Origin of the sequence: Mycobacterium sp. E2699, assembly GCF_001666745.1 — a bacterium.
Classification (GTDB): domain Bacteria; phylum Actinomycetota; class Actinomycetes; order Mycobacteriales; family Mycobacteriaceae; genus Mycobacterium.
In genome coordinates this window covers 1-15,171 of record NZ_LZJH01000096.1, presented here as the reverse complement: position 1 = coordinate 15,171, position 15,171 = coordinate 1, and the positions used below count along the sequence as shown (strand labels likewise).

General features: G+C 68.6%; 17 protein-coding genes. 14 read left to right on the top strand and 3 right to left on the bottom strand.

Annotated elements, in window-relative coordinates; translation table 11 throughout:
• Positions 1–61: 61 nt before the first annotated feature.
• Positions 62–436 carry a co-chaperone YbbN gene (locus A5696_RS17460; protein ID WP_067881617.1) on the top strand — a complete coding sequence of 125 codons (375 nt, stop codon included), beginning with the start codon at positions 62–64 and terminating at the stop codon, positions 434–436.
• A 12-nt stretch (positions 437–448) separates the two neighbouring features.
• Here A5696_RS17460 and A5696_RS17455 read toward each other — a convergent pair whose 3' ends face one another.
• Complete coding sequence (locus A5696_RS17455) at positions 449–1,669, bottom strand: CaiB/BaiF CoA-transferase family protein (RefSeq protein ID WP_067881614.1); 1,221 nt, start codon at positions 1,667–1,669, stop codon at positions 449–451.
• A gap of 229 nt (positions 1,670–1,898) precedes the next feature.
• Between A5696_RS17455 and A5696_RS17450 the strand changes: the two genes are divergently transcribed.
• The 8 genes from A5696_RS17450 (at position 1,899) to A5696_RS17415 (ending at position 10,609) form a co-directional block, all read left to right on the top strand.
• Positions 1,899–2,762: a mycofactocin-coupled SDR family oxidoreductase gene (locus tag A5696_RS17450; protein ID WP_067881611.1), complete on the top strand. Its 864-nt coding sequence runs from the start codon at positions 1,899–1,901 to the stop codon at positions 2,760–2,762.
• Between the two features lie 100 nt (positions 2,763–2,862).
• Positions 2,863–3,801 (top strand): thiamine pyrophosphate-dependent dehydrogenase E1 component subunit alpha, encoded by a 939-nt coding sequence (locus A5696_RS17445; RefSeq protein WP_082969053.1) that lies wholly within the window; start codon positions 2,863–2,865, stop codon positions 3,799–3,801.
• Entirely contained in the window at positions 3,798–4,808 is a 1,011-nt protein-coding gene (locus A5696_RS17440) for an alpha-ketoacid dehydrogenase subunit beta (RefSeq protein WP_067881605.1), read from the top strand. The genes A5696_RS17445 and A5696_RS17440 overlap by 4 nt, the downstream gene beginning before the upstream one ends.
• Positions 4,801–5,037: a biotin/lipoyl-containing protein gene (locus tag A5696_RS17435; RefSeq protein ID WP_067881602.1), complete on the top strand. Its 237-nt coding sequence runs from the start codon at positions 4,801–4,803 to the stop codon at positions 5,035–5,037. The genes A5696_RS17440 and A5696_RS17435 overlap by 8 nt, the downstream gene beginning before the upstream one ends.
• Before the next feature lie 26 nt (positions 5,038–5,063).
• Entirely contained in the window at positions 5,064–5,936 is an 873-nt protein-coding gene (locus A5696_RS17430) for an enoyl-CoA hydratase-related protein (protein ID WP_067881599.1), read from the top strand.
• A 12-nt stretch (positions 5,937–5,948) separates the two neighbouring features.
• Positions 5,949–7,493, top strand: coding sequence for an acyl-CoA synthetase (locus A5696_RS17425; protein ID WP_067881597.1), 1,545 nt, complete (start codon positions 5,949–5,951; stop codon positions 7,491–7,493).
• 21 nt (positions 7,494–7,514) lie between these two features.
• On the top strand, positions 7,515–8,891 hold the full coding sequence (locus A5696_RS17420) for an SRPBCC family protein (RefSeq protein WP_067881594.1): 1,377 nt from the start codon (positions 7,515–7,517) through the stop codon (positions 8,889–8,891).
• Positions 8,888–10,609 carry an FAD-binding protein gene (locus A5696_RS17415; RefSeq protein WP_067881591.1) on the top strand — a complete coding sequence of 574 codons (1,722 nt, stop codon included), beginning with the start codon at positions 8,888–8,890 and terminating at the stop codon, positions 10,607–10,609. Before A5696_RS17420 ends, A5696_RS17415 begins: the two co-directional genes overlap by 4 nt.
• Here A5696_RS17415 and A5696_RS17410 read toward each other — a convergent pair.
• Together A5696_RS17410 and A5696_RS17405 are read right to left on the bottom strand one after the other, a co-directional pair.
• Positions 10,606–11,442 (bottom strand): enoyl-CoA hydratase-related protein, encoded by an 837-nt coding sequence (locus A5696_RS17410; RefSeq protein WP_067881588.1) that lies wholly within the window; start codon positions 11,440–11,442, stop codon positions 10,606–10,608. The genes A5696_RS17415 and A5696_RS17410 overlap by 4 nt on opposite strands.
• A 110-nt stretch (positions 11,443–11,552) precedes the next feature.
• Positions 11,553–12,098: a bifunctional 2-polyprenyl-6-hydroxyphenol methylase/3-demethylubiquinol 3-O-methyltransferase UbiG gene (locus A5696_RS17405; protein WP_067881585.1), complete on the bottom strand. Its 546-nt coding sequence runs from the start codon at positions 12,096–12,098 to the stop codon at positions 11,553–11,555.
• A gap of 97 nt (positions 12,099–12,195) precedes the next feature.
• On the opposite strand from A5696_RS17405, the gene A5696_RS17400 reads away from it, so the two are divergent.
• From A5696_RS17400 to A5696_RS17380, 5 genes are all read left to right on the top strand, one after another.
• Positions 12,196–12,771, top strand: a complete 576-nt coding sequence (locus tag A5696_RS17400) for a TetR/AcrR family transcriptional regulator (protein ID WP_067881582.1) — start codon at positions 12,196–12,198, stop codon at positions 12,769–12,771.
• Between the two features lie 75 nt (positions 12,772–12,846).
• Positions 12,847–13,518, top strand: coding sequence for a TetR/AcrR family transcriptional regulator (locus A5696_RS17395; RefSeq protein WP_067881579.1), 672 nt, complete (start codon positions 12,847–12,849; stop codon positions 13,516–13,518).
• Between the two features lie 147 nt (positions 13,519–13,665).
• A complete protein-coding gene (locus A5696_RS17390) occupies positions 13,666–14,094 on the top strand; it encodes a hypothetical protein (RefSeq protein ID WP_197517007.1) in 429 nt (142 codons plus the stop codon).
• 154 nt (positions 14,095–14,248) lie between these two features.
• A complete protein-coding gene (locus A5696_RS17385) occupies positions 14,249–14,890 on the top strand; it encodes a cutinase family protein (protein ID WP_067881686.1) in 642 nt (213 codons plus the stop codon).
• A 25-nt stretch (positions 14,891–14,915) separates the two neighbouring features.
• Positions 14,916–15,171, top strand: a 256-nt coding sequence (locus tag A5696_RS17380) for a nuclear transport factor 2 family protein (RefSeq protein WP_197517004.1), incomplete at its 3' end; no start/stop codon positions are given.

The following is a 15,171-nucleotide window of genomic DNA, read 5'->3' as shown; positions in this document are numbered from 1 at the left end:
GGAATATACCCCATAGGGTATAAGTTGTCACAGGTAAGCAGTCGAACCGGAAGGAACCACCATGGCAACCACCGCCCTCACCCACGAGACGTTCGAATCGACCATCATCGACAACTCGCTTGTCCTGGTTGATTTTTGGGCCGCGTACTGCCGCCCCTGTCAGGCCTTCGCGCCGGTTTACGACCGTTCGGCGCAGGCTCACCCGGACGTCGTGCACGCCAAGGTCGACACCCAGGCCGACCCGGAGCTGGCCGCCGCGCTGGGCATCCGGTCAGTCCCGACCATCATGGCGTTCCGTGACGGCGTCCTGGTCTACAGCCAACCGGGTGCGATGCCTCCCGCCGTGCTGGAAGACCTGATCAGCCAGGTGAAATCGCTCGACATGAACGCGGTACGCGCCAAGATCGCCGCCCGCAGGGCCGCGGTGGCCGGCTGATCCGGGCGCCGCTCACAGGATCGCCCGGCGATCCTTCGCTTTGGCGATGTCGTCCCAGTCGACGCCGAGCTCCAGCAGAATTTCCTCGGTGTGCTGCCCGTGCTCCGGGGCGCGGGCGGGCGCCGGCGGGGTTTCGTCGAACTGAACGGGCGCCGCGACGATGCGGTACTTCTCGCCATGGTCGTCGACGTTGGTCACCACGTACCCGTTCGGTTCGACCTGCGGGTCGTTGAGGGTCTCGCGCGGCGTCGCGAGGGCACCCCACACGCCGGGTTCGTCCGCGAGGACCTCCTGCCAGTGCGTAAGGTCATGCCGGGCAAAGGCATTCGCCACCAGCTCGGTCGCCGCGGCGGCGTTGGCGATCAGGTTGCTCGAGGGCACAAACCGCTCGTCGGTGGCCAACTCCGGAAACCCCATGCGCTCGCAGAAGCCGGCCCAGAACTTGTCGGGCTGTAAGAACACCAGCTGAATCCACCGGCCGTCCTTGGTCTTGTACCGATTGACCAAGGGGTTGATGGCCAGCCCGGGCGGCGCACCGGGAATGCCGTCGATATCGAAGAAGTCGGCCGCCGAGATCGACGGAGCGATCGCCCACATCGCCTGTGCCAGCAACGACGAGTCCACGATCGTCGGTTCGCCGGTCCGTTCCCGGTGAAACAACGCCGCGCACACGCCCCCCGCCAGCGTTGCGCCGCCCTGCAGGTCACCGAACGCCGGCCCCTGGACGGCGGGCGTGTCGGTGCCGAACGGCGTGAGCGTGTAGGCCACCCCACCGCGCGCCAGATAGGTGGCGGCGTCGAATCCGCCGCGATCCCGGTCGGGTCCCCGGACCCCCAGCCCGGTGCCGCGGGCGATGATGATCTTCGGGTTGAACCCGCGGACGTCGTCGACGGTCAGCCGTGCCCGCTCCAGTGCGCCGGGCAGCCAATTGGTCAGGAACACATCCGCACTGGCCAGCAGGCGACCGAACAGCTCGCGCCCCATCTCCGACTTGATGTCGATGGCGATGCTGCGCTTGCCCCGGTTGCCCAGCTCGAGGATGAAGTCGGCGTCGGGGCGGGCGGCTTCGCGGGTGAAGCCGCCGACGACCAGCGCGCGCCCGGGGTCCCCCGCGGCGACGCCCTCCACCTTGATCACGTCGGCGCCCCAGTCGGAGAGGGCGGCGCCGGCCGATGGCACGTAGGTCCACGACGCCAACTCGACCACCCGGACACCGCTCAGCACGCCCGACAAGGCAACCCCCTAGGTCGTCTTTCTTGCTATTTTAAGTATTCTAGCTACTCTAAGGGATATCGAGAGCCCGGCTGCGGCCACGCGCAGTTTCCGTGGAAGACACGTGATGGAGCCGACCATTGGATCGCTCCCCCTCCGCGATGCGGTGAGTACGCACATTCCCGGCTCTGCGGCGCCGAATAGCGTTGGCCCCCAACGCGGGTCGCCGGTGTAGGGGCAAAGGACGGATATGGGCAGGGTGACGGGCAAGGTGGCCGTGATCAGCGGGGCGGCGCGCGGCCAGGGCCGTTCCCATGCGCGGCTGCTGGCCGCGGAGGGCGCCGACATCATCGCGGTGGACCTGTGTGCGGACATCGAGACGAACGAGTACCCGCTGGCGCGTCCCGAGGATCTCGACGAGACGGCGCGACTGGTGGAGAAGGAGGGGCAGCGCGCGTTCACGGCGATCGCCGACGTCCGCGACCGGGCGGCCCTGGCCGCCGCGATCGATCAGGGCGTGGCCGAGTTCGGCCACCTCGACATCGTGGTGGCCAACGCCGGCATCTGCCCGCTCACCGCGGGCCTGCCGCCGCAGGCGTTCGCCGATGCGGTCGATGTCGACCTGGTCGGCGTGCTGAACCTGGTGCACACCAGCCTGAAGCACCTGCGCGCCGGCGCGTCGATCATCGTGATCGGGTCGAACGCGGCGTTCATGTCGTCGATGAACACCACGGGAATCGATGGCGGCCCTGGCGGAGCCGGCTACGCGTTCGCGAAACTCGCTGCCGCGCACTACGTCAACGACTTCGCGCTGGCGCTGGCCAAGTTCTCCATCCGGATGAACGCGGTGCATCCGACCAATGTCAACACCGACATGCTGCACAGCGCACCGATGTACCGCGCGTTCCGCCCCGACCTGAAGGAGCCGACGCGCGAGGACGCCGAACCGGTCTTCCCGGTGGTCCAGGCGATGCCCATCCCGTACGTCGAGCCCGAGGACATCAGCGAGGCGGTGCTGTTCCTGGCGTCCGACGCGGCGCGCTACATCACCGGCCAGCAGCTGCGCGTCGACGGGGGCGGCTTCCTCAAGGTCAAGCCGTGGTCGGGCGGCTGACGACGCCGTCGCCAATCGTGTTGGGGTGCACAATGACTGGAGGGTGTAGGTGAGCGACGGTCAGGCCGCAACGCACGTCGAACGTCGCCTCTACGAATTGATGATCCTGATGAAGGCCGCCGACGACCGGCTGTCCAAGGGCATCGGCACCGGCGAATTCATGTGCGTGTATTGGCCGTCGCGTGGGCAGGAGGCGATCGCCGCCGCGATGGGGGTGGCGCTGCGGCCCGACGACCAACTGGTCACGACCTACCGTGGGCTGCACGACCTGATCGGCAAGGGCGTCCCGCTCGAGGAGATCTACGGCGAGATGATGGGGCGCACCGTCGGCGCGAGCCGGGGCAAGGGCGGCACCATGCACATCGCCAAGCCCGACAAGGGCGTCATGCTCTCGACCGGGATCGTCGGGGCCGGACCGCCGGTGGCCGTCGGGCTGGCGATGGCCGCCAAGCGCAAGGGCCTCGACCGCGTCACGGTGGTCAGCTTCGGCGACGGCGCGACGAACACCGGCTCGTTCCACGAGGCGGCCAACATGGCCGCGCTGTGGGACCTGCCGCTGGTCTTTGTCTGCCAGAACAACCTGTTCGCCGAGATGACGCCGACGTCGGACACGATGAAGCTCGAGCACGTGGCGGGGCGGGCGGCCGGCTACGGCATGCCGGGCGTCCGCGTCGACGGCAACGACCCGCTGGCGGTGAAATCCGCGCTCGACGACGCCCTGCGCCGCGCCCGCACCGGCCGGGGCCCCACGTTCATCGAGTGCGTGACGTTCCGCTTCCGCGGCCACTACTTCGGAGACCGGATGCCCTACATCCCCAAGGAGCAACTGGCCGCGGCCATGGCGGCCGACCCGGTGCCCCGGTTTCGCGACCATCTCGGGCAGGCCGGAATCTGCGGCCCCGACGAACTCGACCGCATCGACGCCCACGCGCTCGCCAGGGTGGAGGACGCCCTGGCGGCGGTCATGGCCGCGGAGACCCCGTCGACCGAGGAACTCGACCGCGACGTGTACGCAACCCCGATCGGGTTTCCGGCATGACGCAAGACAAAGAGATGACGATGCGCGAGGCGCTGAACCTCGCGCTCGATGAGGCGCTGGCGGCCGACGAGCGGGTGTTCCTGCTCGGTGAGGACATCGCCGATCCCGGCGCCTCGGGGCCCACGGCGGGGTTGTCCACCAAGTACGGCCACGACCGGGTCTTGGACACCCCGATCTCGGAGGCCGCGATCGTCGGCGCCGCGATCGGTGCGGCGATCGACGGGATGCTGCCCGTGGCCGAGATCATGATCATGGATTTCATCGGCATCGCCGCCGACCAGCTGATCAACAACGCCGCCAAGCTGCGGTTCATGACCGCGGGCCGCACGACCGCACCGATCACGATCCGCACCCAGGTCTACGCCGGGCTGGCCACCGGGGCCACGCACTCGCAGAGCCTGGAGGCCTGGTTCATGCACATCCCGGGGATGAAGGTCATCGTGCCGTCCACCCCGCGCGACGGCAAAGGCCTTCTGACGGCGGCGATCTTCGATCCGGACCCCTGCCTGTTCATCGAGACGATCCGGCTGCAGGGCAAGAAAGGGCCCGTCCCCGCCGAACCCGGATTCTCAATCCCCCTGGGACGGGCCGACATCAAGCGGCCCGGCACCGACGTGACGCTGATCGCGTACGGCCGCCCCGTGCACGACGCGCTCGCGGCGGCGGACACGCTGGCCGAACAGGGCGTCAGCGCCGAGGTCGTGGATCTGCGCACCCTGGTGCCCCTCGACGTCGAGACCATCGTCGAATCGGCGCGCCGCACAGCCAGAGTCGTGATCGCGCACGACGCGGTCCAATTCGCAGGCCCGGGAGCGGAAATCGCCGCGATCCTGCAGGCCGAACTGTTCGGCGAGCTGGCAGCACCGATCGAACGGGTGGGCGCCAGGTTCGTCCCCAACCCGGCCGCGGCCGCGCTCGAGGCACAGATGTACCCGTCGCCGCCGCGCATCGTTGCGGCCGCCCAGCGCACTTTCGAGAGCGCGGGGAGGGCCAAAGTGCATGGCTGACTTCATCATCCGCATCCCCCGTGTGTCGGTGGCCGTCTCGGAGGCCGAGCTCACCGGCCTGCTCGTGGAGGCGGGTGAGCGCGTCGAGGAGGGCACACCGATCTATGTGATCGCCACCGAGAAGGTGGAACAGGAAATCGAGGCCGGCGCTTCCGGCGTCGTGCAATGGACCGGACAGGTGGGGACGACGTACGACATCGGCGCCGAAATCGGCGTCATCACTGCATAATTCGAGATAGCGAAAGGTGAGCCTGCATGGATCTCAACGAGACCCGCGAGAGGATCGTCTACGAAAAGGAAGGCCCGATCGCCCGCGTCATCCTCAACTGGCCCGAGAAGGCGAACGCCCAGGACCAGAAACTGGCCGAGGAAGTCGACGCCGCGCTGCTCGACGCGGACCGCGACTACGACATCAAGGTGCTGATCCTCAAGGCCAACGGCAAGGGCTTCTGCTCCGGGCACGCCATCGGCAACAACGCGGTCGACTATCCGGCGTTCGTCGAGGGCGCGAAGGTGATGGGCACCCCGTGGAAGCCGCAGACCGACCTGTTCGTCAAGCCGATCCTGAACCTCTGGGAGTTCTCCAAGCCGACCATCGCGGCCGTGCACGGCTACTGCGTCGGCGGGGGCACCCACTACGGGCTGACGACCGACATCGTCATCGCCGCCGAGGACGCCTACTTCTCCTACCCGCCGCTGCAGGGCTTCGGCATGCCGTCCGGCGAATGCTCGATCGAGCCCTGGGTCTTCATGAACTGGCGGCGGGCGGCGTACTACCTGTACCTGGCCGAGGTCATCGACGCGAAGAAGGCGCTGGAGGTCGGGCTGGTCAACGAGGTGGTTCCGCGCGACCAGCTGGAGGCGCGCGCCGACGCCATCGCCCGCCACATCGCCCAGGCGCCGATGACCACGCTGCTGGCGACCAAGGCCAATCTCAAGCGCGCCTGGGAGCTGATGGGCATGCGGGTGCACTGGCAGAGTTCCAACGACCTGGTCGCGCTCGCGTCGATCAGCAAGGACGTGCAGGAGCTGATCCAGACGGTCTTCAAGGACAAGGTGCTGCCCTCCGAACAGGCCCGGCGCCAGGCGGCGGCGGCTTCACAGACCGACGGCGCCGCAACCAGTTAGGCCGGTCCGCCCGTGAACATCGCCGACCACGCTGCGACGGCCCCCGACTCGGTGGCTCTCGCGATCGGGGACGGCGACACCATCTCGTACAAGGCGCTGCACGAGCGGAGCCTGCGCGTCGCCGCCCTGCTGCACGACGCCGGGTTGCGGCGCGGCGATGGCGTGGCGCTGGTGCTGCCGAACCGACCGGAGTTCTTCGAAATCACCTGGGGCTGCCAGCTTTCCGGGCTGTTTTACACCGCGGTCAACACCCACTTCACGCCCGACGAGGTCGCCTACGTCATCGACGACTCCGACGCGAAGGCGGTCTTCGTCGACGGCTCGGAGGCTTGGGGGGCCGACCTGGCCGCACACGTCCTCACGGCCAACGCCGGCGTCGCGGTCCACGTCGCGGTCGGGGGCGAGCTGCCCGGCTGGCGTTCGTATGGGGACGCCCTGACAATCGCGGGCGAACCCCCGCCGCCGTCGGACGGCTCGGAGATGCTCTATTCGTCGGGCACCACCGGGCGGCCCAAGGCCGTCCGCCGGGCGCTGCCCGCCGACGGCAACGGGTCGTGGGCCCAGGCGGTCCTGGAGATGGCGCTGATCCACAAGTACGGGATGGACGCGTCCAGCGTGTACCTGTCCCCCGCGCCGCTCTATCACGCGGCGGGGGTGAACTACACCATGGCGGTGCATCGCGTCGGCGCCGCCGCGATCCTGATGCGCAAGTTCGATGCCGAGGCCGTGCTGCGGCTGATCGAGACGCATCGCGTCACGCACGCCCAGTTCGTCCCGACGATGTTCGTGCGAATGCTCAAGCTGCCCGAGGCCCTCCGGCGGAAGTACGACGTCTCCAGCCTGCGGTGCGTGCTGCATGCGGCCGCCCCGTGCCCGGTGGACGTCAAGCACCGGATGATGCAGTGGTTCGGTCCCATCATCCACGAGTATTACGGCGGCACAGAGGGATTCGCGGGCACCACGATCGGGCCCGAGGAATGGCTCGCCCATCCCGGTTCGGTCGGCAAGCCGCTGCACCCGGTTCACGTGCTCTCCGACGACGGGGTCGAACTCCCCGCGGGCCGGTCCGGCGAGCTGTTCTTCGAGGGCGGTCCCGATTTCGAGTACTTCAAGGACCCGGCCAAGACGGCATCGGTGTCCAACGACCGCGGCTGGCGGTCGCTGGGCGACATGGGCTACGTCGACGAGGACGGATATCTCTACCTCACCGACCGGTCGACGTTCATGATCGTCTCGGGCGGGGTCAACATCTACCCGCAGGAGGCGGAGAACCTGCTGGTCATGCACCCCAAGCTCGTCGACGCGGCCGTGTTCGGCGTGCCCAACGACGAGTTCGGCGAGGAGGTCAAGGCCGTGGTGCAACCGGCCGACGGCGTGGCGCCCGGCCCGGAGCTGGAGGCCGAGCTCATCGCGTACTGCCGGGCGCACCTGGCCGGCTACAAGTGCCCGCGCACAGTCGAATTCGAGCCCGAATTGCCCCGCGACCCCAACGGCAAGCTTTACAAACGGCGCATTCGTGAGCGTTACTGGCAGGGGCGGGCCTCACGGATCGTATGAGCTGACACGAGGGACAGTGCGATGGCTGTAGAGACGGGTTCGGAGAGAACCGGTGTCGATTGGACGCCCCTGCCGGTGCCGTGGGCGGTTCAGACGCCCGACCGGATCCCCAAGCAGCGGTACTACGACGCGGAGTTCTACGAACTGGAGGCGGAGCTGCTCTGGCCACGCGTGTGGCAGATGGCCTGCCGCCTCGAGGAGATCCCGAAGGTCGGCGACTTCGTCGAGTACGAGATCCTCGACGAATCGATCGTCGTCGTGCGGATCGACACCCACACCGTGCGCGCCTACCACAACGCATGCCGTCACCGCGGGGTAAAGCTGGTGGAGGGCAACGGGAATCGGCGCACGTTCGTCTGCCCGTTCCACGGCTGGTGCTGGGGCATCGACGGCCGCAACACATTCGTGCTGCGGCCCGAGGAGTTCGCCGAGGACAACCTGCGCCCGGACGACCTGCAGCTCGTCCCGGTCAGGTGCGAGCTCTGGGGCGGGTGCGCGTGGATCAACCTCGACGACGGCGCGCCTGAACTGCGCGACTGCATCGAGCCGTTCGCGTCGATCTATGACGCATGGAAGGTCGAATCGCTGCGCGTCGAGTGGTGGCAGTCGTGCCGTCTGCCGGTGAACTGGAAGCTGGCTACGGCGGCGTTCATGGAGGGCTACCACGTCCCCCAGACCCACCCGCAACTGCTGCCGTCGGCAATGCCCCCGACGTCGAAACCATCGGGCCTGGCCCAGACCAACCTCTACTTCATGCGCACGCTGGGCGAGGGCATGGCCGGCATGACCCACGAGAACGACGTCCGCATCGCCGAGGGCCTGCAGGACATGGAGCTGCCGTCCGATCCGGCCGAGGCGATGGCCGTCTGGCGCCGCACCCTCAACGACGCCATCGTCCATTGGCATCGCGCCCGGGGTTGCGACATGCCCGACCTCAACGAGCTGGCGCGGCGGGGGATCACCGAAGCGATCAACTTCTGTTTCCCGCATTACTTTCTGCTGCCCCAGTACAGCAGCGCCTCGTCCTACCGGATCCGCCCGCTGGGCCCGGAGGAGACGCTGTTCGAGATCTGGTCGCTCACCCGCATCCCGCCGGACCAGATCACCGACAAACCCACCCCGCCAGAGCCGATGGCGCCCGACGACCCGCGCTGGCCGCCCATCCCCGCCCAGGACTTCTCCAACCTGCCCAGGCAGCAAAAAGGCCTGCACTCCAAGGGGTTTGAATACATGCGACTGTCGGACCGGATCGAGGGGCTGATCTCGAACTTCGAACGCGTCATCGACGGCTTCCTGGCCGGCCTGCCGTACGGCGCGCTGGTGCCGGCGATCCAGAAGACCAACACCACCATCGACGTGCCCGTGGCCGAGCTGGGATTCGGGGTGGAGGGGCGATGACCCCCCGGTGGGACCGCTCGGTCGACCTGCTGATCGCGGGCAGCGGCGGCGGCGGCATGGTGGCCGGGCTGGCCGCGCTCGACTGCGGGCTCGAACCGCTGATCATCGAGAAGCAGGCGCTGGTCGGTGGGTCGACGGGCCTGTCGGGCGGCATCGTCTGGCTGCCCAACAACCCCTTGATGCGGGCCGAGGGCATCGCGGACTCGCACGAGGACGGCCTGGCCTACCTGGCCGACGTGGTCGGCGACATCGGCGCGCCGTCCTCGCCCGCGCGCCGCGAGATGTTCCTGACCGCGGGCTACGAAATGGTGAATTTCCTCGTGCGCAAGGGCGTCCGGCTGGTCCGTTGCGCCGGATGGAGCGACTACTACCCGAACCACAAGGGCGGCAACGAAGCCGGCCGGGCCATCGAGGGCATCCCCTTCGACGCCGCGGAGCTGGGCAGCTGGTGCGACAAGGTGCAGCCGCCGCTGGCCAAGAATTACGGCTTCGTGGTCCTGACCAACGAACTGCGATCGGTTCAGTACTACAACCGCTCGCCGCGCGCGTTCGCCGTCGCGGCGCGGGTGTTCCTGCGCACCGCGGCCGCGCGCGTGCGTCGTCGGCAGATCCTCACCAACGGGGCGTCGCTGATCGCCCAGATGCTCAAGGCGCTCATCGAACTCAGCAGTGATTCCAGTGGGCAGCCGCCGCTGTGGACGGACGCGGCGATGGAAGATCTCATCGTCGACGACGGCCGGGTCGTCGGCGCCCGCGTCTCCCGCGGTGGCGTCTCGCAGAACGTGGAGGCCCGGCGAGGCGTGCTGCTGGCGGCGGGCGGCTTCGGCCACAACGCCGAGATGCGCCGGGAGTACAGCGGCGATCAGCCCAACGAGGCGAAGTGGTCGATCGCCAACGCCGGCGACACCGGCGAGGTGCTCCAGGCCGCGATGCGGCTCGGCGCCAGGACCGATCTGCTGGACGAGGCCTGGTGGCTGCCTTCGGTTTTCATCGCCAACGGCGGGGCGGTGGCCGCCTCGCTAGGGTCGGGCCGCCAGCGTCCCGGCGCGATCTACGTCGACTCGACCGGCCGCCGATTCTGCAACGAGTCGAACTCCTACGTCGAGGTCGGCAAGGCGATGTATGCCAACAAGGCGGTGCCCTGCTGGATGATCTTCGACGAGGGCTATGTGCGCAGATACGTCACCAGCACCAACCCGTTCAAGCGCAACCAGAACCTGCCACCGGAGCTCATCGAGAGCGGCGCGGTCAAACGCGGCGACACCGTCGCCGAGCTCGCCGCCCAGATCGCCCTTCCCGCGGACGAATTGGCGCGGACGATCCAGCGGTTCAACCGGTTCGCCGCCAAGGGTCTGGACCCCGACTTCGGGCGCGGTCAGTCGGCCTACAACGACTGCCTCGGCGATCCCGGCTACCGGCCGAACGCCGCCATCGGCCCCCTCGACCGGGCGCCCTACTACGCCACCCGGGTGCTTCCGGCGGACGTCGGGACGTGCGGGGGCGTCGTCACCAACGAGCACGCGCAGGTCCTGGACGAGCAGGACCTGGTGATCGACGGCCTGTACGCCACCGGCAACACCACGGCGACGGTGATGGGTCGCACCTATCCGGGCGCGGGCGCGAGCATCGCCAGCTCGATGGTGTTCGGCTACGTCGCCGCGCGGCACGCCGCCGGGCGAAAAATCGCCGGGGAGAGGAGCCGTCAGGCCTCGCGCTAGGAACTTTCGTCGCGGCCGACGAAATCGCGCGGCTTCATTCCCGACTGCATGAGCTCGGCCCGCCGCGCCTGGACGTCGGTGGCGGCGCCCACCATGTTGGTCAGGATGTGGCTGACCTGCAGGTGCACCCGCATGCCCATCAATTCCCAGGCGCGCTTGACGTTGTTCTTCACCGCCATCAGCGTGGTCAACGGGATTTGGGCGATCCTGCGCGCCATGTCCTCGACGGTGTCTTCCAGATCTTCGCGCGGCACAACCCTGTTCAGCAGACCCCAGTCCAGCGCCTCCTGGGCGGACAACGTCGGCGCCAGCAGCAGCCAGTCCATGGTGCGGTGCCAGTTCATCAGCAACCAGGGTTCGATCATGGTGTGCCCGCCGGGTTCCCCGAGGCTCTGGGCAAGGGGCATCTGGAAATACGCGTCGTCGGATGCCACACAGAAGTCGGTCAACAGACCCAGATAGATGCCGCCGCCCATGCAGTAGCCGTGGATCTGCGAAATCGTCGGCTTGGGGAATTCCCACAGGTAGAGGGTGGGCCACAGGAACAGGTCGGCGGTCCCCTTGTACAGGTCTTCGAAGGTGTTTCCGAAGTCCGGGTACGGGTTCTCGTCCGGGCCCCAGCGCGCGACGTGCCCGCCGCAGAAGCCCTTGCCGTTGGCCTTGAGGATGACGACCTTGATCTCGCGGTCGCGGTCGGCCTCGTGCAGGCAATCGTCGACCTCGGTGACCAAGACGGCGTCCTTGGTGTTGGCCTTGTCGACCCGGTTCAGGATGATCCGCGCAATCGGCGGTTCGCGTTCATAGATGATCGCCTCGAGCACGCGCCGCTCCATCTCGGTGACACTACCGCTTCTCGAGCCCGCGACGAGGGCGCCGAGCCTGCGCTCAGATCGCGATTTTGCGGGCAAAGGGTGATCTGGACGCAGTCTCGAAGGCGCCCCCCTCAGCGGCGGGCCAGCAGCCACGCCTGACCGTGGCCCTCGCCGGTGGCCACCTGCTCGAGCTCGGCGAACGCGGCGGGCAGTTCGCCCGCGGCGGCGCGGAACGGCCCCGGCGCGGCGCCCACTTCGCTGAGCGTGGCGATCGCCAGCAGCCCGCCCGGCGCCAGGCGCTCGACGATCGCCCGGTCGAGGCGGGGGTCCCGGAACCTGTGGCAGAGGATCACGGCGACCGGCGGCCCGGCCGGCAGACCGTCATCGAGGTCGAACACCTCGAAGTGGCAGCGGCCTCCGACGCCGGCGCCCCGGGCCACCTCGCGGGCCTGGTCGATCGCGACCGGAGAAACGTCGTACCCCCACACCTGCAGGCCGCGCCGGGCCAGCCACACCGCGCCGAACCCCCGCCCGCAGGCCAGGTCGAGGGCGGGACCGGCCGTCGGAAACGCCGCCGCGTGCCGCACCAGGAGGTCGGGCGGGTCCACCGCACCCACCGGCGGCGGACCCTGAGCGGCGTACTTGTCGTCCCAGCGGCGCCGGTCGGCCTCGGCCATAGGCGCCACCTTAGAGCGCTCGCAAGCGCGGCGTAGCCGGGCGCTGCGGGGCGCGACCAGTGGACCAGCACGCCCACGCCGTTTCTACACTGGACCGGTGTCCAGGGAAGCGGTTGCCACCACACCCCGCCGCTCCGACCGTCGGCCCGCCCAGACGATCCGCAAGGTCCTCGACGCCGGCCTGGAGGAACTGCGCGAGTCGTCGTACGCGAACCTGACGATGCGGGCGGTCGCCAACCGCGCCGGGGTTTCCCCGGCCAGCGCATACACCTACTTTCCGTCGAAGAGCGCGCTGGTGGCCGCGGTGTACCTCCGCTTTCTGCGCGACCTGCCGCTGCACACCGACGTCAACGACGCGACCCCGGCGCGGGTCAGCGCGACGTTGCGCGACATGGCGCTGATGGTCGCCGACGAGCCGGAGCTGATGACGGCCTGCGGGGCCGCGCTGATGGCCGACGATCCCGCGGTCAGGCCGCTGCGCGAGGAGATCGGGGCCGAGGTGTCGAGGCGGATCGGGGCCGCGCTGGGTCCGGGGTGGCCTCGCGCCGTGAAGTCGGCTTTGCAGATGACGTTCGCCGGCGCGCTGATGACGGCGCGGTTCGTCAGCTACCGGGAGATCGCCGGCCAGCTGGACGAGGCCGTCACCCTCATCCTGGGCGCGGCTGCCCCGTAACCGGTTGTGGCTCAAGCGAATCCGTGGAGCGCCCGATGGACGTTATGATCCAGCGATGGGGATGACGGGATAAGCATGCGCAGCCACGGGTGGGCGGGGAACACGCCGGCCTCCGACGAGGAGGCGATCGAGCGCATCCTGGACGCCGCCGAGCAGATCATCGACGAACGTGGCCCGGCGACGCGGATCGCCGATGTCGCGCGGGCCCTCGGTGTGACCCGGCAGACCGTCTATCGGTACTTCCCCGGCACCCAGGCGCTGCTGGTGGCAACCGCGATGCGGTCGGCCGACGGCTTCCTGGACCGGTTGGCGAGCCATCTCGGCGGTGTGACCGACCCGGTCCTCGCGATGACCGAGGGCATGGCGTTCGCGATCGAACAACTGGCGTCGGACAATCAGGTCGAATTCGTCCTGAATCGCCGCCACCGCGGCGGCCAGGGCGTCTCGATCATCTCGGACACCGCGCTGGCGTTCGGACGCTCGATGCTGCATCGCTACGACATCGATTGGGAGCGTTACGGTTTCGATGAGGCCGGCCTGGACGAGCTGAACGAGTTCTGCCTGCGGGTGCTGCACTCGTTTCTCGCGGATCCCGGCCGGCCGCCCCGCGGCGGCGACGACCTCCGGCGTTATCTCACCCGCTGGATCGGCCCCGCGATCGCCTACCCGCAATTGGTGCGGGCGATGGACTCGTTGCAGGGCACGCCCGCGATCCCGGCGCGGGGGCGCCCCCCGAAAGCGTCCTGACCGCTGCGCCCGTCGACCGCGGGCGGTTGATCCGTTCCGCCCGTTCGGCGATTCTCAACGGACCACAGGACGGATAGCACATGGAGGACGGACGTGGTGGGTTTGGGACAAGTCGCACTCAACAGTGCGCCGGTTTTCGGTGGCCTGATGCTGGCCGTTGCGGCCGGGCAGTTCAGGGGCCCGGACTACCGAGGGCTGATCAAGCAGGACATGGATTTGCTGGATCGCCTCCCCCCGGAGGCCACCGGCAGACGCGCCGCGCTGCAGCGCACGATCGACGACCGCATCGATGACCTGGTCGACGTCGCCGACCGGAATCGCGCGTTACGGCAGGCCGCACTGACTTACCGGGGCAATTGGCGAGATGTGGTGCTCTTGCTCTGCGTGGTGTTGTTCACCATCGTCTGGTGGGAAGTCGACCACAGCCGGGGCAATTGGCTACCGATGTTCATCCTGCTCATTCTGCTGTCGGTGGTGGCGGCCGCCTACGCGTTTCGGGGGGTGTTGCGTTCGGCCACTTCGTTGGTGCACGGGCGGAACGCGGGTCGGCCCTCGACTCCGGGCACCGACAAGTAGCGCGATGGAGCGGGCGTCGACGCCACCGTCATCGCCTGAGCTGGGATTTTGCCCGGTCGAAGGGCGGGTCGAGTCGGGCCGGACGCTCACCGAGCGTCCGCCATCGCCGTGTGCCAAAATTTTCGGCGTGAAGCTGCCTGCCCTCCTCAACCTCATTTGCGCTGCGGCGGCGCCTATTTGGGTGTCGGCGATCGCGCCCATTCCGTCCGCATCGGCCGAGCCGTGCCCCGACGTCGAGGTGGTATTCGCCCGGGGAACCAGCGAGCCTCCCGGCGTCGGCGGCGTCGGCCAGCACTTCGTCGACACGCTGCGCTCGCGGGTGGGCGGCAAATCGCTCGGTGTGTACCCGGTCAACTACCCGGCCACCACGGACTTCCCCACCGCCATCGACGGCATCACCGACGCCGGCCACCACGTCGAGTCCATGGCGGCGAGCTGTCCTCGGACCAAAATGGTGTTGGGCGGATACTCCCAGGGCGCCGCCGTGATGGGTTTCGTCACCGCGAACAGGGTGCCCGACGGCGCAAATCTGGCGCAGCCACCCGAGCCGATGCCCCCCGACGTCGCCAACCACGTCGCCGCGGTCGCCCTTTTCGGCAAGCCGTCGGGCCAGTTCATGAGCATCATCAACGAGCCCCCGGTCACGGTCGGCCCGCTGTATGCACCCAAGACGATCGACCTGTGCGTCCCCAACGATCCCGTCTGTTCGGGGTCGGGCTTCCCGGCCGCGCACCGGCAATACGTCGACGCCGGGATGGTGGATCAGGCGGCCGATTTCGCCGCGAGTCGCCTGTAAGCGCCCGGGACGGAGGTCGATGCCGATGGACTTCGGGGATGTCGGGAGCGCGGCCTTCGACGTCGCCGACAGGCTGGCCGTCATCAACCTGTTCGGCGCCTACGCCTACACCTACGACGAGAACCGGCTCGACGACTTTCGGGCGCTGTTCACCGACGCACCGGAGCTCGTGCTGCTGCACGAGGGCAGCCCGCTGTCGGCGGACATCGATACGGTGATGAGCCTGCTCGCGGTGAGGAAGGCGGGATTCAAGGCCGAGAACAACCAGCGGCGCCACGCGC